Below are 19,384 nucleotides of genomic sequence, written 5' to 3'. Positions count from 1 at the left end.
GCCATGGACCAGCCGCTCGGCCATCATGATGAGGCAGCACGCGCCGAGGCGCTGATGGGAGCCGAGCGCATGGCGCTGAGGCTGCTCGATGCGATTGAGGCGGCCGAATTCATCAGGGCGGGGCGGACTGAACGCGAGATCGAGTTGGATATCCGCACCCTCGCCAAGGAGCAATTCGGCATCGAGCGCGATTGGCACAAGCGCATCGTGCGCGCCGGCATCAATACGCTCTCTGTCGCCGCCGACAATCCGCCGATCCGGATGGTGGAGGATGACGATATCGTCTTTCTCGACCTTGGCCCGGTGTTCGAGGAATGGGAAGCCGACGTCGGTCGCAGCTATGCGGTGGGCGGCGATCCCAGCAAGCATGCGCTCTGCCAGGAGTTGCCGCGCCAATTCGAGAAAGTGAAGCGCCATTTCGACACAAGTCCAGGCATTACCGGCGCCGAGCTCTATGCCTTTGCGTGCGCTTCGGCCGAGGAGGCCGGCTGGAAGTTCGGCGGCAAAATCGCCGGCCATATCGTCGCCGAATTCCCCCACGCCCGTATCCCCGGCGTCAAGCAGATCCACCATGTCAGCCCCGAGAACCCAGAGCCTATGCGCGATCTCGACACCAACGGTCGTGTGCGGCACTGGATCCTGGAGATCCACCTGGTTTCGTCTGACAAAGCGTTCGGCGGCTTCTACGAACGCCTGCTGGCAGGCGACATGCCATAATCATCCTTCCGCGAACCTTCGAATTGAGGCGAACTTGGAGCCCACAGACCCGCGGACTTCGCTGCTTTGCGTGCTGTCTCGCTCACGCGATGAAATCTTGCACCAGATGCCCTGGCGCCACCTCGCGGTAGAGACGCGGCTGCGGCAGGTAATCGGCCGGTCGCAGCGGGCTCGGAACCTCCTCATTCGAGACGCCGCGCCTGGCGGCTCGGCGCGCCGGGTCGAGCCCCGGCGCCGCCGCGATCAGCTTTTTGGTGTAGGGGTGACAAGGGTTCTCGATGATCGCGGCGCGCGGACCGATCTCAACGATCTCGCCGAGAAACATCACCGCGATGCGGTGGCTGATGCGCTCGACGACTGCAATGTCGTGAGAGATGAACAAAAAGGCGAGGCCCATCTCCGCCTGGAGGCGCATCATCAGGTTGACGACGCGCGCCTTCACCGAGACGTCGAGGGCGGACACCGCTTCGTCCGCGACGATCAGCTTCGGCGCCAGCGCGAGCGCTCTGGCGATGGCGACGCGCTGGCGCTGGCCACCCGAGAACTCATGCGGGTAGCGTTCCGCCATGTCGGGCGTCAGGCCCACCTTGCGTAATAGATCGGCCACGCGGTCGGGCGCCTCGCGCGGCGGGGCGATTCCATGGACGATGATAGGTTCGGCGATGGCGGCCCCGATGCTTTTCCTGGGGTTGAGGCTCGCGAACGGGTCCTGAAAAATCATCTGCATCCGCCGACGCATCATACGCAGGCCCTCTCGATCGAGGGCGCGAACATCCTGCCCCTCGAATAGCACACGCCCGCCGCTCGGCTCGACTAGCCTCAGAAGCGAGCGGCCGATTGTGGATTTGCCGCAACCGGATTCGCCGACAAGGGCAAGCGTCTCGCCAGCATGCAGCGAAAAGGACACATCCTCGACCGCATGCACGCGGCCCGACACCCGGCCGAAGATTCCGGAACGGACGGGAAAGCGCGTAACGAGGTTGGTCACTTCGAGAATCGAGCGGTGAGCGGGGGGAGAGGCGCGGGCCGCCTCGCTCTCCCTGTCCACCCGCGCGAAGACGGAGTTCGGTGCGACCTCTGCGCCTTCGATCTCCGGAAAGGGCTTTGGCAAGGGCTCGCTCTTCATCGAGCCTAGGCGGGGAACGGCGGCCAGCAGCGCCTGGGTATAAGGATGCCGTGGTTTCTCCAGCACTTGCGCGGCCGCGCCTTCCTCAACCTTCTTGCCCTTCCACATCACCACGACGCGATCGGCGATCTCGGCGACCACGCCCATGTCATGGGTGATGAAGACGACCGCCATACCCTCCTCGTCCTGTAACAGTTTGATGAGTTCGAGGATCTGGGCCTGCACCGTCACGTCGAGCGCAGTGGTCGGCTCGTCGGCGATGAGCAGCTTTGGATTGCAGGCGAGCGCCATCGCAATCATGACGCGCTGGCGCATGCCGCCCGAAAAGCGGTGCGGATATTCATTTAAGCGCTGGCGCGCGGCCGGCATGCGCACGCGTTCGAGGATGCGCAGCGTTTCAGCCTCGGCCGCTTTGCGGTCGAGCTGGCGATGATAGATCAGCGCCTCCGCGATCTGGAAGCCGACGGTGAGCACCGGGTTGAGGCTCGTCATCGGCTCCTGGAAGATCATCGAGGCGACATCGCCGCGCACCTCGCGCATCTCCTTTTCCGACAGCTTCAGGATGTCGCGCCCGTCGAGGCGTATTACGCCCTCGACCCGACTGTTGGCTTGTGGCAGCAGGCGCATGACGGAAAGCGCCGTGACGCTCTTGCCAGAGCCGGATTCGCCAACCACCGCCACGGTCTCGTGAGGACCGACATCGAAAGACAGGCCCTCGACGACCGGCCGCCAGACGCCGTCCGCGCGAAAGGAGACCGAGAGATCGCGGATGGAAAGAACAGACTCGGACGCGGCGCTCACGTCTCATTCCTGAGCTTGGGATCGATCGCATCGCGCAGTCCGTCGCCAAGAAGGTTCAAGGCGAACACCACGATCAGGATCGCGACGCCGGGCGCTATCGCGAGCCATGCCGAATCGAGGATGTTCTCGAAACCTTCGCGGATCATGCCGCCCCAGGTCGGCGTCGGCGGCTTGAGGCCGAGTCCGATGAAGGCGAGGGAAGCCTCGGTGCGGATCGCGTTCGCCAGCCAGAGCGTGGCCATCACCAGGATTTCGGGGAAGATGTTCGGCAGAATGTGGCGAGTAAGAATGCGCGTGTCAGAAAAGCCAAGCGCCCGGCCGGCCTCAATAAAGTCCCGCCCTTTCATCGCGATGGTCGGCGCCCGCGCGATGCGGGCGAAAGTCGGTATCGATGTCAACGCAATGGCAGCGATAATGTTCGGCATGGACGGGCCGAGCATTGCTACGATAATCAGCCCGAGGATCAGCGAGGGAAAGGCGAGGAGCATGTCCATCGCCTGCATCGCGACAGCATCGAAACGACCGCCGCGCCAGCCGGCCAGCATGCCGATCGCCGTCCCGAGCGCCATCGCGATCAGCGTCGCGCCGACGCCGATGATGAGCGAGACGCGGGCGCCGTAAAGCAACCGGGAGAGCGTATCGCGGCCGAAATAGTCAGTGCCCAGAAGATGATCGGTCGTCGGCGGCTTCAGCCGATCAAGGATGTCTTGCTCCAGCGGATCATGGGGCGCGAGCAGCGGCGCGAAGATTGCGGCGAGCACCACCAGGATGACGATCACGAGACCGATCCAGGAGGCCTTGTTGGCGTTGAAAGCGCGCAACAATGCCGAGAGGCCAGTCGGCGGCCGCGACGGCGCGGGGGTTAGAACAATCTCCGTCATGCGAGCTTCACCCTGGGATCGACGAGGCCGTACGCAAGATCGGACAGAAGATTCACGACCACCACGGCGAGGGTGTAGATCACCATCATCCCCTCCAGCATCGTGTAGTCGCGCTGGTTCAGGGCGCCGACGATTAGCTTTCCGAGGCCCGGTCGGCTGAACACGATCTCGGTCAGCACTGAATTGCCGATCAGGGTCGACAGATAGAGCCCGGCCACCGTGATGATCGGGATCAGCGCGTTGCGCAGCGCATGCCGCCAAACGACGATCCGCTGCGGCACGCCCTTGGCGCGCGCCGTGCGCACGTAATCCTCCGACAGCACTTCGAGCATGGCCGAGCGCGTCACGCGCGTGATGTAGGCGGCGCTATTCAGGCCGAGGCTGATCGCCGGCAGGGTGATCGACTGCGTCCACGCCTGAAGGCTGCCTTTATGCGCCGAGATTACCGGAAACCAGCGCAGCTCGATGGCGAACAGGAACAGTAGAATGATGGCGGAGACGAAGGCGGGAAAAGAGAGCCCCGCGAGCGAGGCTATCCGCACGATATAGTCGGCCAAGCGGTTGCGCCGCACCGCCGCCCAGACGCCGAGCGGCACGCCGATGGCAATGCCGAGCGCGAGCGAGACAAGCGTCAGTTCGATGGTCCAGGGCAGAACGTTGAGGACCTCGGCGAGCACCGGCTGTCCGGTCATCATCGACACGCCCCAGTCGCCGCGCAGCGCATTGCCGAGAAAGCTTGCATATTGCAGCAGGATCGGCTGATCGAGGCCGAGCCTGACATGCATCGCCTCGATCGCCTCGCGCGACGCCTGGTCGCCGAGGATGAGTTGCGCCGGGTCGCCCGGCAGGATGCGCACGATCACGAAAACGAGCGTGAGCACCGAGAACAGCGTTACGAAAGCGAAGGCGATACGGCGGATGAGGAAGGCGGTCATGGTCGATCATCCAGCCTTGCCGCCCGCGAAGGGGCCGCTCAATTCAGGAAATGCGTCTTCTCCGTGACCGGCGGCGCGAGATTGAGCGAGCCTTTCAGCTCGTAGCCAAGATCGAGATTGTCCTTCCAGGCCCAGAGCTGGAGCTGTTCGTAGACGGGGATGCCACAGACAGCCTTGATGATCTTTTCCTGCGCCGTCTTCCAGAGCTCTTTCTGCTTTACTGAGTCAGGCTCGACGCGCGCGGCGCGAATCTCGTCGTCCGCGACATTGCAATGCGAGAAGTTCGTCACCGCCTTGGGCGTGCCGACGATCGAGGCCGAATCATAGAATTGGGTGAGATAGACGTCGGCGACCGGAAAGCGCGCCGCCTGATAATGCACGAGCGGCGACATATCCTTACGGATCTGGGCGTGGTAGGTCGCGTGCTCGACGAGTTGGATGTCGAGATTGACGCCGACTTTCTTCAACTGCGCCTGAGCCGCTTCGATGAAAGTTTCCATACCGGTCAGCGTCGTGTGGATGGTCTTGACAGGCAGGCCGTCGGGGTAGCCGGCCTCGGTCAGGAGCTCCTTCGCCTTGGCGGGGTCATAGGGGAAGAGCGGCGCATGCTCGTCCGTGCCGAGATAGCCTGATGGCACGACCGAGACCGCCTCGCGCGACGAGCCGGCGCCCTTGAAGGCAACGATCGACTTTCGATCGATGGCGTAGGCGATGGCCTCGCGCACGCGGATGTCGTCGAGCGGCTTGACCGTGATATTGAGGAACAAAGTCGACAATTCGCCGGGCTCCATGGCCAGCACTTTGACTCCCTCCAACTGCTTGGTGCGATCGACCCAGGACTGGTCCTGTTTGCCGTAGATCATGTCGAGCTCGCCTGACTGAAAGGCGAGATCGCGGCTCGAATCGGAGGGGATATAACGATACATAATCTCGTCGAGCATCGGCGCGCCGCGGAAATACTGTTTGTTGGCAACGAGGCGCACATATTGCTGCGGCTGATACTCTGCGAACATGAAGGGGCCGGTGCCGATCGGCTTCTTTGAAAAGCCGTCGCCCATCTCCTCGGCGGCCTTCTTGCACACCATATTGCCGCCGTTGATGTTGGCGACATAGCCAAGGAAGCCCGCAACCGGGTTTTTCAACGTGATCTTCAGCGTGTATCTGTCGAGTGGATCGGCGCTGGCGATGCTGGAGAAGTCGTTCGAATAGGATGAGGTGTTCTTGTTCGCCGCGCGCTTGATCGAATAGGCCGCGTCCTCGGCGGTGAACTCGCCATAACCCCAATGGCATTGCACGCCTTGGCGGATGTGGAAAGTCCATTCCGTGCCGGCGGGATTGGACGTCCAGCTTTCGGCGAGGTCGGGCTCGATCGTGTCGGGACTGATCTGGCCAGGCTTCATGCGCACCAAGCCATTGAAGATATATTGTAGCAAGCCCTTGTCCGGCGTCGTCGAGGCGACATGCGGATCGAGCTTACCGGCGTCGGCCGAACCCATGCCGATCACGAGCGTCTTTTTCTGCGCTTGCGCCCCGCCAGCGGCCAGGAGCGCCGCGACGACGAGTGTTGCTCCAAAAATTTTCATCATGGGTTCATGCTCCTCACCGCTGCAGCGATTATGGCCGCAACTGGCATGCGGACGCAAGGGAAGCGGGCGCGCTCGACAAGCTTCCCTATCCATTCATAAAAGTTGGCGCTGCGATAGGGTGTCGGATTTCCGATTACGAATTAAAAGTCTCCGCGCATCGGCGGCGAAGCAGTCGACTCCCTCTTGATGAGCGTGGTCGCGAGGATGCAACGACGTGGCTCCGTACGCGTTCCGCCGATGCGTTCGATCAGCATGCGAGCGGCCTCGAACCCGAGCTGGTAGGATGGCTGCGCAACAACTGTGACAGCAGGCGAAACTACGCTCGTCCAGTCGGCGTCGTCGAACGCGACGAGCGAGAGCTGCCGAGGAATGGCTAATCCCAGCCCTTTTGCCGCCCGGAACACCTCCAAAGCGATCTTGCTGTCGGATGCGACGATCGCTGTCGGCCGATCTGGCGCGCTAAGAAGGTCGGCAATGATTGCCTGCGCGGTCGCGGTATTGTTCGCGCCGAGTCGGATGTAGCGGCCAGGTTCGGGCAACCCGGCCAAAGTCGACGCCTCCAAAAAGCCCGTGATCCGGCTGCGCACGGTCGCGAGCGCGATTTGTTCTGGGCTCTCGTAGGAAACATCCGCCGCGGCCGTGGCGGTGACATAGGCGATACGGCGGTGGTCCGCCAGGATGAGAAGTTGCGTCGCATCGCGCGCCGCCTCCTGATTATTCACGATCGCCACGTCGACCAGCAGTCCCGGCGCCTCGCGATCGAGAAGAACGAGAGGGCAGCCCTGCGCTCGAGCATCCTCAAGATGAGCTTTGTCATGCATCGTGGCCGGCGCAACGATCAATCCGTCCACTCTCTTGGCCAAAAGCACCGCGACGGCCGCGCGTTCAGTGGCGATCGTTTCATCGGAATTGGAAAGAATCACGTCGAAGCCGGATTGCGCCGCGCAGTCGCTGAGCCCCCGCACCGCCGATCCGAAGAAAGGATTCTCGATGTCTCCGATAATGACGCCGATCGTGCCCGAACGGCCGGTCGCCATGGTGCGCGCGAGTTCGTTGGGGCGATAGTCGAGACGCCGCGCAGCCTCAAGAACTTTCAATTTCACCGCGGAGCTGACCGAGCCATAGCCGCCTAGCGCCCTTGCGGCGGCGGCCTTTGAGACATTCGCCGCCGCCGCAACATCGGCGACGGTTGCGGGGCGTTTTGCTGCGAACCTTTCGTGCATTGGGCGCTCTATTGGGGCCACATCTCTAGCGTTTGCAGAAATGAATTGATGAGACCGGTCTCATTTGGTATTGAGACCGGTCTCTATTATAGTCGGAGGGACTAAATGGACAAGGTCAACCGTAGAAGAGCATTATTTTCGGCAGCCCTTGGCTACTTGGCGCTGGCGGCGCCAGGCGCCGGCTTTGGCGCGCCGGCCAGCAACCCTTACGGCCTTCTTGATCCGACGACGATCAGCGTCGGCAGCATGGGCGACGCCAAGCCCTATGCGTTCACGGATGCGAACGGTCAGTTCAGCGGATTCGACGTCGAACTTTTCCGCGATGTTGCGCGGCGATTGGGCTTCGACAAAGATCACGTCACCTTCACGGGCCAGGATTTCTCTGCGCTGCTGCCCTCCGTGGCCAATGGTCGGTTCGACGTCGCCGTCGCCGCGATCGGAACGACCGACGCCCGCAAGAAGACGGTCGACTTCTCCGACGGTTATCTCGCGGGCTATTTGACGGTGTTGGCGGCCGGCGACGCCATCAAGAGCGCCGACGATCTTGCCGGCAAGCGCTTGGGAGTCGTGCAAGGCACGCTGCAGGAAGCCTATGCGAAGGCCCATTTCGTCAAAGCCGACATCGTCAACTTCCCCGACAACAATTCGGCCATCTCCGCGCTCAATAGCGGATCGATCGACGCGCATTTCCTCGATTACGAAGCGGCCAAACAATATGCCGAACGGTTCAAGGGGCTGGGTCTGGCCATCAACATTCCCTCATTCGACGCGCCAGCCGGCTTCGTCGTCAAGAAGGGCAATGACGCTCTCCGCGAGGCGCTCAACAAGGCGCTGCACGAGGCCATGCAGGACGGAACCTGGAAGACCCTCTACGTCAAGTGGTTCCCCGGCTCGCCGATGCCGGAGCAATATCTTCCCAAGAAGTAGCCGGCCCTGTGTGCGACTATGAGCGAGCACAAGGCGAAGCGGCTCACTTTCGCGCGGTGAGGCCTCGGTTGGAAGGACCTTCGCCCGCTTGTTGAGGATGTCTGCCGATGAGTTGGTTCGAAGTGATCAGTCGGAGCTTCTTCGACTGGCGGGCCATGGCGGATGTGCTGCCGAACATGGTGTTCGTCGGGCTGAAGAACACACTGCTGCTGGCTATCGCCTCGACGCTTCTTGGCATCGTCATCGGCATGGTTCTGGCTGTGATGGGGATATCGCGCTCGGCATGGATCAGAGCGCCGGCGCGAGTCTATACCGATATTTTCCGCGGTTTGCCGGCGATCGTGACGATTCTTCTGATCGGACAGGGCCTCGCCCGCCTCGGACGCCAGATCTTCGGGCCTTCGCCCTACCCGCTTGGCATCCTCGCGCTCAGCCTCATCGCGGGCGCCTATATCGGCGAAATCTTTCGCTCTGGGATTCAGAGCGTCGAACGAGGCCAGTTGGAAGCCTGCCGCGCCTTGGGGATGACCTATGCCCTTGGTATGCGCCTCGTCGTCATTCCGCAGGGCGTGCGGCGCGTGCTGCCGGCTCTCGTCAATCAGTTCATCGGGAACATCAAGGACTCGAGCCTCGTCTATTTTCTAGGTCTGTTGGCCTCCGAACGGGAACTCTTCCGGGTCGGACAAGACGAAGCCGTGGTGTCGGGCAACCTCTCGCCGCTCATGTTGGCAGGCATATTCTACCTCCTCATCACCGTACCCCTGACCCACGTCGTCAACGCGATCGACAACCGGCTTCGCGCTGGCCGGCGGATCAAGGCGGTATCGAGCGGGCTTGAGGAAGTCAGCGAGGTCGCGGACGCCGCGCGGAGGGCGAACGCGTTGTCGGCGTCGGCGTCGGGTTCGCTCCTCGATCAGGCTATGCCGCAGAAAGTCGCTGCTTCCGGCGGACGCTCGGCAGTCGGCGCCCGCAAAGGCGCAAGCCTGGAAGTGAACGACCTCGATATGTCCTATGGCGACTTCCAGGTATTGCGGCGCGTCAACCTGAGAGTCGAAGCGGGCGCGATCACATGCGTGATTGGCCCGTCCGGCTCGGGCAAGTCGACGCTGTTGCGCTGTATCAATCGGCTGGTCGAACCGAGCGGCGGCGACATCCGTCTCGACGGGCAAAGCGTGCTCGGGGTGAAGCAGGACGCCCTGCGCCGCAGAGTAGGTATGGTGTTCCAGCATTTCAACTTGTTTCCGGATCATACCGCGCTTGGCAATGTCGCGCTTGCGCTGCGCAAGGTGCAGTGCATGCCGGCGGCCGCGGCGCAACGGATCGCCACCGAGCGGCTCGCGGAAGTCGGCTTATCCGCGCGCATTCATCACCGTCCGATCGATCTGTCCGGCGGCCAGCAGCAGCGCGTCGCGATCGCCCGCGCGCTCGCGCTCCAGCCAGAGCTGATGCTGTTCGACGAAGTGACAAGCGCGCTCGATCCTGAGCTCGTTAAAGGCGTTCTCAACCTCATGGCCGAGCTCGGCCGCAGCGGCATGACCATGGTCGTCGTGACCCATGAGATGAACTTCGCGCGACGCGTGGCGGATCAGGTCGTTTTCATGGATGAGGGCGTCGTGGTCGAGACCGGTTCGCCAGAGGCGATTTTCGACAACCCGCAGAGCCCTCGGTTGAAACGCTTCCTGTCGGAAATGCTGTGAGGCGGATCATCGCGCGGCGCCGGTTCGTTCTTCGATCGAAACGGCCTCGCAACTTGTCTTCGTTTGGTCAATGAAAGCATAGTCATGGCATTCTCTGCTCCTGTCTCCCGCGTCGTCGTTATCGGCGGCGGCATTTTCGGCGTCTCGACCGCCTTGCACCTGGCGCGCCGCGGCGTCGGCGCAATCCTCGTCACCGACGGGCCTCCAGCAAACGGGGCCTCTGGCCGTTCGCTCTCGTGGATCAACTCCTCGCGCATGCGCTCGGCCGAATACCATCGGCTGCGAATGATCGGCATAGACCGTTACCGCACCTTGGCGACAAGACATCCCGACGCGGGGTGGCTGCGTTTCGACGGCGGCCTGACCTGGGACGCCGACGGCGATTCGAACGGCATCGCCGCGGCGCTCAAACACGAACGGAGCATCGGCTACGAAGCTCAACTACTCACCGCTGACGACGTGGCCGCGGTGACGCCGGGAGTCGATCCTCGCGCGATTACACCGCAAGGCGCCATCTTCAATCCCGGCGAAGGCTGGGTCGATTTGCCATCCCTGATCACGGTTCTGCTCCGCGAATTTGCGGCGCTCGGAGGCGAACTTGTCTCCAACGCCGGACCAGCCTCCGTCAATGTCGCCAACGGGGGCTTTGATAGCGTAAGCACGGCCGATGGCCGGCGTTTCGGCGCGGACGCAGTCCTCGTCGCGACGGGCGCCGCCGTGCCGGCCTTCGTCGCGAAGGTGGGGAAACATGTGCCAGACGCGACGCCGATCGCCCTCCTCGTCAGGACGAAACCCACCGAAGTCCTGCTGCGCGCCGTTTTGAATACGCCGCGCGTCGCTGTCAGACCTACGCCGACTGGCGCGCTCGTGCTGGATTCCGCATGGTCGGAAGCGGAGGTCGCGATCCAGCCGGACGGGACCTATGACGTCAAAGAATCGACAGTCCATGGCCTCCTCGAGGCCGCATCGGCCGTCCTCGAAGGCCATCCCGTGCTCGCGCTCGATTCGCTAGGCGTCGGCCCTAAACCGATACCGGAAGACGGCGAGCCGGCCTTTGGACAGCTCGACGGCGTGTCGGGTTATTACGTCGCCTTTAGTCATAGCGGGGCGACGCTCGGCTTGATCGCGGGAGAGCTGCTGGCGGATGAGATCGCGACGGGCGAGCCGCATCCGCTGCTGGCGAATTTTCACCCGCGCCGGTTTGAAGGGCGACGCGCCGCCCGGTCTTCATAACTTGCGCGCCTGTCGGAGGCGCGAGGAACGAGCTCCCACGCTGAACACGCTCTGGTTCAGGGCTGTGGCGCAGCGTGCGATGCGGCGGGGCTCCAGCCCGCGGCCGCGTCCATGGTTCGCACAAGTTGCTTCACCATGCGCAGCAGCTCCGTTGTGCCGGCGGTGACGGGACGATTGATCGGGGTGACGAGCACCAGAGAGCGCTCGGCATACGGGTCCACGATCAGCGAGCTGGCGAGCCTCCGAGTTTCGATTTCTTCACGTATCGCGCCGCCGGGGAAAATCGTGGCATAGGAACCGTGGCGCACAAGCTCCAGCAAGGCGCAGAAGGCGTCGCATTCCGCACGGACATTCAGCTCGATTCCGTTCCTGGCGGCCCAGACCTCAAGCTGGTGACGCAGGCCGTGCAACCGGCTCGGCAAGACCAACGGCAGATTGCCGAGCGCGGCCGCCGGCGTTTCGGGCGGCAGCGCCCTGCCGCCGCCCACGACCAACGACAGCCGATCGACGAAAAGGGGATCCGCGTTCAAGCGCTGGGTCGCTTCGCTCGCGTATAAAATGGCGACATCCAGCCGCTGGGCCGCCAGCCACTCCAGCAGGTGCCCATTGAACGCTTCGATGAGGCGGAGTCTGGCGTTGGGATAGGCGGTGCGCAGTGTTTCGAACAGCGGCGCCGCTAGCAACCGCGCGACGGAGGCGGGCAAGCCGATGGCGGCGCTTTCGATGCTGCCGCCGGCCAGACTCAGCGCTTCCAGACGGGCGTCGGTCATCTGCTCGAGAATGGCTCTGGCGCGCACATAAAGTTTCTCGCCTGCTTCGGTCAGCACGACGCCGCGGCCATTGCGATAGAGCAGATTGATTTTGAGCTCCGCCTCCAGCTCCTTGACGTGGCGGCTGACAGCGGGTTGGGCGACGCCGAGCAGGATCGACGCCTGGGAGAAACTCCCAGCTTCCACGACTTTCACGAAATATTCGAGGTCGGATTGGTTCATCACCCTGATCTTCGTCCAGAACGCTGCGAACTATCAAGCGCTCGGCTAGACGGGCGGGCAAATCCGACGCTTCGTTGAAGACGCCGTGGCGCGCGGCTATGCCTTCGATCGCGCTGATTTTGTCGCCGATTGCGGCGGCGTTGCGCTCCCCATCCGCGATCGCGACGGGCACGCGTCCGCCGCCATCACTGTGTCAGCGCCGTTGTCCTATTTGAATCATGAACGAGTCGCCACTATTGTCGCCGAACTTCAGCAAGCGATCGCCACGATCGAGCAGCTTCCGCCGCCGAACCGCGCGCAGAACAAGACGTCCTCCTTCATGCGGCCGAAGGCCGGGTTCCTTTAACGAGGCGCTCAAACCGGAAGGGCGCCGGATCGACGATCGGCGCATCGCCGGCGACAAGGTCGGCAGCCAGTCTGCCGGCGGCCGGACCAAGACCAAACCCATGGCCGGAGAAGCCGCTCGCCAGAAAAAATCCCGGCTGTCCGGGAACCGCGGAGATGACCGGCACGGCGTCCGGCGTCACATCCACCAGCCCGGCCCAGCGTTCGGCGATCTTCATGCCTTTGAAGGCCGGAAAGTTCCGAACGAGATTCGCGGCGCCCTGGTCGAGAATCGCGTCGCTCGGCTCCGGATCCAGCACGCGCACCGTCTCGAACGGCGTCGGCCCGTCGAGCGACCAGCGCCGGGGGATGCGCCATTCCTCGAGGAAGCGGCGCCCGACGCGCAACCGAAGCTCCCGCCACTGCGCGATCAGCGTCGGCGCGAAGTCAAAGAACAGGCGAAAGCTGTCCGGCACGATCGGCGCCAGATTGCCGTTGCGCTGCGCAATCGTGTAGCCGCCGTCAAGACGCTTGCGGAAAGCGAAATTGCCGGCGCCGACAGCGTAGTCGGGCAAGCCATCGATCGGTTCGGTGCGCGCGACGCAGCCCAACACTTTCAATTGCGGGAAATTGACGCCCATATTGCCGCAGAACAGCCGCGACCAGGCGCCGCCGGCCAGCAGGACCGACTCGCAGCGGATCGGCCCGCGCTCGGTGACGACGCCCGCAATGCGGCCAGCCTTGGTTTCGACGCCGCGCACGGCGCAATTGGTGAAGACGTAGGCGCCTGCGCGCGCCGCCGCGCTGGCGATAGCCGGCGCCGCTTTTTGCGGCTCCGCCCGGCCGTCGGTCGCCGTATAGAGGGCCCCCGGCCATCGCCGAGACGAGCCCGGCAGCAATCGATCCACCTCGTCGGGGCTCAGAAGCCGGGAATCGAGCTGAAATTGCCGCGCCTGCTCCAGCCAGGCTTCGTGTTGGTCGATATCCGCCTGGGACTCGCATAGATAGACGATGCCCGCTTTGCGGAACCCCGTTTCGGCCTGGGTCCGCTCGTTCATCCGCTCCCACATGCGCAGGCTTTCCAAAGCGAGCGGCATTTCCGATATGTCGCGTCCCATCTTGCGGCACCAGCCCCAGTTTCGGCTGGATTGCTCGGCGCCGATCTGCCCTTTCTCGCAAAGGGCGACGCTGATCCCCTTTTCGGCCAAAGACAGCGCGGCGCTCGCCCCGACGATGCCGCCGCCGATGACGACGACGTCGACATGCTGAGGCCAAGTCGCGCTCGAGGCGACGTGATCGGGACGGGGCGCCATGAGGGACCTCTTCTGCTGGGCAAATCTTCAACGCGCCGCCGCGTCAGGCTGCCGGCGAACGCGCGCAACATTCAGTCTACGCTGCGGCGGAACATCGAGGCGTCGCGGCATTGTGAATAGCAGCTATGCGGATGCGCCGCACGCCGCCGCGACCAGGCGCGTCGGAATAAGGCAAGCCGCTATTGGGACTTGGTTTTTACGAATCGTTGCGCGGCCGGCCCTGCGGCGACGACGATATTGTCATAACAGTTAGTGCGATCCTGGCGTTTACAGAAGTCTCTGGCGCGTCTTTCATCGCGCTTGGCCGCAAGAGACGACATTCCGACGAGACATAAGGAAGGCAGCATGGCTTGGCGCGTAGGAGTCGATTCCGGCGGAACATTCACCGACATCTGCCTCTTCGATGATTCCAGCGGACAGGTCGATGTCTGGAAAGTTTCCTCGACGCCGGACGATCCCTCGCGCGGCATCACGCAAGGCGTCGAGGAGGGGCTCGCCCAGGTCGCCGCCAAAGCGGGCGCCGTCGGCTATTTTGGCCATGGCACAACGGTCGGCACCAACGCGCTGATCCAGCATCGGGGCGTAAAGACCGGCCTCATCGCCACGGACGGATTTCGCGATCTCCTGGAGATCGGCCGGCAGAAACGTCCCGATCTCTATGACATTCAGGCCGACAAACCCGAGACGCTGGTGACGCGCGACATGCGCATCGGCGTGCCTGAACGCGTCCGCCATGACGGCGCGATCGAATTGCCGCTGGACGAGGATGCGGCGCGCGAGGCTGTGCGGAAGCTCCGCGCCGCGGGCGTCAAGGCGGTCGCCGTCGCGTTTCTCTACAGCTTCGTTCGCACCGAGCATGAAAAGGCGGTGCTGCGCATTCTCGCGGAGGAATTTCCCGAGGCCTTCGTCTGCGCGTCGCATGAGGTGGCGCCGGAATTTCGCGAATACGAACGCCTGTCGACGGTCGTCGTCAACGCCTATCTCGGCCCGGTGATGGAGGGCTACATCAAGCGTCTGGCCGGACGCCTCGCTGACCTTGGCATAACCGCCGCGCCGCATCTGACCCAGTCGAATGGCGGCGTGATCAGCTTCGAGGCGGCGGCGCGGCTGCCTGTGCGCACCATTCTGTCGGGGCCCAGCACGGGCGTCGTCGCCGCCCAGGCGATCGGTCGCGTCGCCGGCCTTCCCAATCTCATCACGTTCGACATGGGGGGCACCTCGACCGATGTCGCGCTGCTGGCCGACGGCCAATGCCGGCTGGCCGGCGAGGCGACTATTCACGGCTATCCGATCAAAGCCCCGATGCTCGATATCCACACCGTGGGGGCCGGCGGCGGCTCGATCGCCTATGTCGACAATGGCGGATTGCTGAAAGTCGGACCGCGCAGCGCTGGCGCTGATCCAGGGCCGGTCGCTTATGGCCGCGGCAATGCCGAGCCGACGGTCACCGACGCCAATGTCGTGCTGCAGACATTGAATCCGACGCATCTGCTGGGCGGGCGTCTGCCGATCCGCCAAGACCTCGCCAAGACCGCCATAGCGGGTCTGGCCGAGAAGCTCGGGCTCGATCTGATGGCGACCGCTCAGGGCATTCTCTCCGTCGTCACCGCCAATATGGCCAAGGCGATCCGCGTGATCAGCGTCCAACGCGGGCACGATCCGCGCGACTACACCCTGATCGCCTTTGGCGGCGCTGGACCGCTCCACGCGGTCCGGTTGGCGCGCGAGCTGGAAATGAGACAGATTCTCGTGCCGCGCAATCCGGGGATCTTATGCGCGATGGGATTGCTGCTCACCGATTTGCGCGCCGACTTCGCCACGACCAAGCTGCTGACGCTCGACGCCGACGCCGCGGCGCCGATGGTCGCCGCTTTCAGAGAACTCGAAGATCGCGCCAGCCAATGGTTTGGCGCTGAGGATGTGGCCGCGGACGCCCGCAAGATCGTCCGCACCGTCGACATGCGCTACGCCGGGCAGAATTATGAGATCGCCGTGCCGATCGCGAGCGGCCCGATCGCCGCCGCCACGCTCAAGGCGCTCGCAGACGACTTCACGGCCGCGCACCAGCGCCTCTATGGCTTTGCCGCTGAGGGCGAGACCGTGCAACTCGTCACGTTTCGCCTCGAAGCGGCGGGCCTTGTCGCGAAGGCGTCGTTCGCGCCGCGCCCGCACGCCGGACCGGACGCCTCGGCCGCCGTGGTCGGACGCCGCGAGGTCTGGATGCCGGAAGCGAAGGGGTGGGTCATGTGCAAGATCTATGACCGGACCAAGCTCGACGCCGGCAATTGCATCGCCGGCCCGGCCATCGTCGAGCAGATGGACGCCACAACTGTAGTGCCACCCGGCTGGAGCGCGCGCGTCGAGCCCTATCTCAATCTAATCTTGGAGGCGGCATGACCGTGAACGCACCTTCGCCAGGGCCTGTCGCTGTCGATCCCATCACCGTCGAGGTTCTTGGCAGCGCCTTCGCCTCGATCGCCGAGGAGATGGGCGAGGCGCTGGTTCGCGCCAGCCATTCGACGAATATCAAGGAGCGCCGCGATTGCTCAACCGCTCTGTTCGATACGCGCGGCAACACCTTGTGCCAAGCCGAACATATTCCGATGCATCTTGGCAGCTTCATCGGCATCATTCCCCATATCCTGAAGCGGCATCCGGTCGCGCAGATGCGCCCGGGCGACATGTTCATCGGCAATGACGCCTACGAAGGCGGCGGCACGCATCTGCCGGACATCGTCATCGCCGAACCGATCTTCTTCGACGGCGCCATTATCGCCTGGGCGGTGAACACAGCCCATCATGCCGATTTCGCCGATCGAGGCCATGCTCATATCTATCAGGAGGGCTTGCGCATCCCGCCGATCCGCCTCTACGCGGCTGGCGAGTTGCAAAAGGATGTGCAGGAGCTGATCCTGCTCAATTGTCAGGTGCCGCGCGAACGCCTGTCGGATCTACGCGCCCAGATCGCCGCCAATCGCCTCGGCGTGCAGCGCATGCAGGCTCTATGCGCGAAATATGGCGCGTCCGTCGTGCTGGCGGCGGGCGAAGCGCTGCAGGATTATGCGGAGCGCAAGATGCGCGCCGGCATCGCCGCCATCCGCGACGGAATCTATCGCTTCACCGACCGCTTCGACAATCCGGAGCTCGACGACGATCTGACCCTGTCGGTCGAGATCGAAGTGCGCGGCGACGAGATGCGGCTCGCTTTCGATGGGCCGCCTCAGGTGCGCGCGGGCGTCAACATGGTCTATACCGCGCTGCTTTCGACGGTTTATTACGCGGTCAAGAGCATCGTCGATCCGTCAATCCTTCCGAACGCCGGCCTTGCGCGGCCGCTGACGGTGACGGCGCGAGAGGGCAGCGTGCTCAATTGCGTTCATCCGGCCGCGGTCAACGGCCGCATCGCTACCTGCCAGCGCGTGGTCGACCTGATCGACGGAGCGCTGGCCCAGGCGGTCCCCGACCAGGTGACCGCCGCCGCCAACGGCGCCTGCGCCTCGGCGACCTTCGTCGGCGTGCATCCGGCGGACGGCCGCGCCTGGGTCTATCTCGAGACGATCGGCGGCGGCTCCGGCGCGCGCGCCGGCAAGGACGGATTGGACGGCGTCCACGTCCATATGACCAACACGTCGAACTTGCCGGCCGAAGCCCTCGAACTCGAATATCCGCTGACGCTGCTGCGCTACGAATTGATCGACGATTCGGGCGGCGGCGGCGCCTTTTGCGGAGGCATGGGTCTGCGCCGCGTCTACCGCGCGGAGGCCGACTGCCTTGTGAGGGTCGATGGCTCGCGGCTCCATTCGTCGCCGTGGGGACTCCTCGGGGGCAAACCCGGCGGACGCGGCGCGTTCCGTTTCGGCGCCGGAGTGGCGCCGTTCGTGCAAGGCAAGGGCCAGCTTCGCTCCGGCGAGATCATCGAGATCATGACCCCCGGCGCCGGCGGTTATGGTCCGCCGGGCGATCGCGATCCCGGGCAGGTCGCGCGCGACGTCGCCGAACAGAGAATATCCCGCGACACCGCGCGGAGCGTCTATGGGATCGACATTTAGCCAGTCCGACCCGACCGCCGCGTCGCCGGCCAAGCGAGAGAGAGAGCATGACATGACGATGTTGATCTCAAGGCGCGGGCTTCTCGGCGCAACCGTCAGTCTGCCGTTCCTGCACTTGGCGGAGGCCGCGGCGGCGACCAGCGATACGCTGAAATTCGGCCTCTCCGCCTTTCCAACGAGCCTTGAGCCCTTCCTCAATAACGGCACGTCGCCGGCGACGATGCGATTGATGATGCATCGCGGCCTGTTCGGCTATGCGCCGGACGGAACGCTACGCGGCGAACTCGCCGAACATTGGGAGAATGACGGCGGCGTCAAATGGACGATCCGTCTGCGTGAGGCTTTCTGGCACAACGGCGCGCCAGTGACGGTCGACGACGTGCGCTACACCATCGAGACCGTCGGCGCCGAGAAATCAACGGCCTATCTGCGTGCGCAGATGCAAGACATCGTCAAGATCGAGACGCCCGATCCGCGCACCCTGACGCTGACGACCAAAACGCCGATCGTCACGCTGCCGCTGTGGTTTGGCAGCTATTATCTGCCGATCATCGGCAAGGGGTCGTGGAAGGCGAACGCCCCCGGCGAAGGCGCCGGACCTTTCGTCCTTGGCGATGTCGAGCGCGGCCAGTCGATCGAATTCGCCGCCTTCGATAAATTTTACGACAAGAGCAAGCCGAAGCTGAAGAAGGTGCGCTTCATCGCCTATCCCGACGAAAATCTGCGCGTCGCCGCCCTGCAGGCCGGCGATGTCGATATCATCGACTATGTGCCGTGGCAGGCTATGGAGGCGATCGAAGCCGACGCTAGGCTGAAGCTGGAAAGCACCAGCGGCCCCTTCATGTTTTTGCAATTCAACTTCCAGAGAAAGCCCTTCGACGACCCGCGCGTGCGTCTGGCCGTCGCGCATGCGATCCGCCGCGACGAGATCGTCAAGGCTGCTTTTTTTGGCCGCGGCGCCGCTCTGGAAGGTTTCGCCACGCCGGACAATTCCCCCTATTTCGAACCGGACCTCGCCCATGATTGGCGCTACGATCCGCAAAAGGCGAAAGCGCTGCTCGCCGAGGCGGGCGTCGGCGACGGCCTCAAGTGCACGCTGCTCTCCACCGCCCAATACGGCATGCATAAGAACACCGCGGAAGTGGTGCAGCAACACCTTGGCGAGATCGGCATTGCAGCCGAACTGACGCTGCCGGACTGGGCGACGCGCGTGACGATGGGCAACAAAGGCCAATACGACATCGCGGTGCAAGGCACCGCCTGGGAGAACGCCGATCCCGAAAGCTATTCGCAACTCATCGACGGCGCGCTCGCCCCGTCGGCGGCGCGCAGCTATGGGATCGACATCCCCGAACTGGGGCCCTTGCTGGCGGCGGGCCGCTCCGAATTCGACCCGGCCAAACGCAAGCAGATTTATCGCGACGTGCAGAGGATTTCGCTTGAGAAATGCCCCTACGTCAGCCTCGCCTGGCGATCGCAAGGCTATGCGATGAAGAAGGAGGTGCAGGGCTTCGTCAACATCCCCGGGCCGATCACCTTCTATTCCGGCACGACCCTCGAACAAACCACCGTCTAGGTCG

At 63.7% G+C, this 19,384-nt stretch carries 15 protein-coding genes; 8 read left to right on the top strand and 7 right to left on the bottom strand.

What is annotated here, in order from left to right; genetic code table 11:
* Window positions 1-3 precede the first annotated feature (3 nt).
* Window positions 4-717, top strand: coding sequence for a M24 family metallopeptidase (locus GSQ90_RS30835; RefSeq protein ID WP_158818823.1), 714 nt, complete (start codon window positions 4-6; stop codon window positions 715-717).
* Between the two features lie 82 nt (window positions 718-799).
* On the opposite strand, the gene GSQ90_RS30830 is transcribed toward GSQ90_RS30835, so the two are convergent.
* The 5 genes from GSQ90_RS30830 to GSQ90_RS30810 form a co-directional block, all read right to left on the bottom strand.
* Window positions 800-2,644: an ABC transporter ATP-binding protein gene (locus tag GSQ90_RS30830; protein ID WP_158818822.1), complete on the bottom strand. Its 1,845-nt coding sequence runs from the start codon at window positions 2,642-2,644 to the stop codon at window positions 800-802.
* On the bottom strand, window positions 2,641-3,525 hold the full coding sequence (locus GSQ90_RS30825) for an ABC transporter permease (protein ID WP_158818821.1): 885 nt from the start codon (window positions 3,523-3,525) through the stop codon (window positions 2,641-2,643). Before GSQ90_RS30825 ends, GSQ90_RS30830 begins: the two co-directional genes overlap by 4 nt.
* Window positions 3,522-4,460, bottom strand: coding sequence for an ABC transporter permease (locus tag GSQ90_RS30820; RefSeq protein WP_158818820.1), 939 nt, complete (start codon window positions 4,458-4,460; stop codon window positions 3,522-3,524). The genes GSQ90_RS30825 and GSQ90_RS30820 overlap by 4 nt, the downstream gene beginning before the upstream one ends.
* A 38-nt stretch (window positions 4,461-4,498) precedes the next feature.
* On the bottom strand, window positions 4,499-6,046 hold the full coding sequence (locus GSQ90_RS30815) for an ABC transporter substrate-binding protein (RefSeq protein WP_210255025.1): 1,548 nt from the start codon (window positions 6,044-6,046) through the stop codon (window positions 4,499-4,501).
* 140 nt (window positions 6,047-6,186) lie between these two features.
* On the bottom strand, window positions 6,187-7,269 hold the full coding sequence (locus tag GSQ90_RS30810) for a LacI family DNA-binding transcriptional regulator (RefSeq protein WP_158818819.1): 1,083 nt from the start codon (window positions 7,267-7,269) through the stop codon (window positions 6,187-6,189).
* 105 nt (window positions 7,270-7,374) lie between these two features.
* On the opposite strand from GSQ90_RS30810, the gene GSQ90_RS30805 reads away from it, so the two are divergent.
* The 3 genes from GSQ90_RS30805 (at window position 7,375) to GSQ90_RS30795 (ending at window position 11,126) form a co-directional block, all read left to right on the top strand.
* Complete coding sequence (locus GSQ90_RS30805; RefSeq protein ID WP_158818818.1) at window positions 7,375-8,196, top strand: ABC transporter substrate-binding protein; 822 nt, start codon at window positions 7,375-7,377, stop codon at window positions 8,194-8,196.
* 107 nt (window positions 8,197-8,303) lie between these two features.
* Complete coding sequence (locus GSQ90_RS32780) at window positions 8,304-9,893, top strand: amino acid ABC transporter permease/ATP-binding protein (RefSeq protein WP_158818817.1); 1,590 nt, start codon at window positions 8,304-8,306, stop codon at window positions 9,891-9,893.
* 84 nt (window positions 9,894-9,977) lie between these two features.
* Complete coding sequence (locus tag GSQ90_RS30795) at window positions 9,978-11,126, top strand: FAD-binding oxidoreductase (RefSeq protein ID WP_158818816.1); 1,149 nt, start codon at window positions 9,978-9,980, stop codon at window positions 11,124-11,126.
* A 56-nt stretch (window positions 11,127-11,182) separates the two neighbouring features.
* Here the strand turns inward: GSQ90_RS30795 and GSQ90_RS30790 are convergent, their stop codons facing one another.
* Window positions 11,183-12,118, bottom strand: coding sequence for a LysR family transcriptional regulator (locus GSQ90_RS30790; RefSeq protein ID WP_158818815.1), 936 nt, complete (start codon window positions 12,116-12,118; stop codon window positions 11,183-11,185).
* An 85-nt stretch (window positions 12,119-12,203) separates the two neighbouring features.
* Between GSQ90_RS30790 and GSQ90_RS30785 the strand changes: the two genes are divergently transcribed.
* The gene (locus tag GSQ90_RS30785; RefSeq protein ID WP_158818814.1) at window positions 12,204-12,464 is read left to right on the top strand and encodes an IclR family transcriptional regulator C-terminal domain-containing protein; all 261 of its coding nucleotides are present in this window, start codon (window positions 12,204-12,206) and stop codon (window positions 12,462-12,464) included.
* Here the strand turns inward: GSQ90_RS30785 and GSQ90_RS30780 are convergent.
* Entirely contained in the window at window positions 12,436-13,755 is a 1,320-nt protein-coding gene (locus GSQ90_RS30780) for an FAD-binding oxidoreductase (RefSeq protein ID WP_158818813.1), read from the bottom strand. The genes GSQ90_RS30785 and GSQ90_RS30780 overlap by 29 nt on opposite strands.
* A gap of 345 nt (window positions 13,756-14,100) precedes the next feature.
* Between GSQ90_RS30780 and GSQ90_RS30775 the strand changes: the two genes are divergently transcribed.
* The 3 genes from GSQ90_RS30775 to GSQ90_RS30765 are packed head-to-tail and all read left to right on the top strand — an operon-like array spanning window position 14,101 to window position 19,380.
* Window positions 14,101-16,152, top strand: coding sequence for a hydantoinase/oxoprolinase family protein (locus GSQ90_RS30775; protein WP_158818812.1), 2,052 nt, complete (start codon window positions 14,101-14,103; stop codon window positions 16,150-16,152).
* The gene (locus tag GSQ90_RS30770) at window positions 16,149-17,804 is read left to right on the top strand and encodes a hydantoinase B/oxoprolinase family protein (protein WP_158818811.1); all 1,656 of its coding nucleotides are present in this window, start codon (window positions 16,149-16,151) and stop codon (window positions 17,802-17,804) included. The genes GSQ90_RS30775 and GSQ90_RS30770 overlap by 4 nt, the downstream gene beginning before the upstream one ends.
* Window positions 17,805-17,856: 52 nt before the next feature.
* Complete coding sequence (locus tag GSQ90_RS30765; protein WP_210255024.1) at window positions 17,857-19,380, top strand: ABC transporter substrate-binding protein; 1,524 nt, start codon at window positions 17,857-17,859, stop codon at window positions 19,378-19,380.
* The last annotated feature ends 4 nt before the right edge of the window (window positions 19,381-19,384 follow it).

It is taken from the genome of Methylocapsa sp. S129 (assembly GCF_009765995.1).
GTDB lineage: Bacteria > Pseudomonadota > Alphaproteobacteria > Rhizobiales > Beijerinckiaceae > Roseiarcus.
The sequence above is the reverse complement of the archived record's forward strand: the minus strand, read 5'-3'. Positions and strand labels throughout refer to the sequence as shown.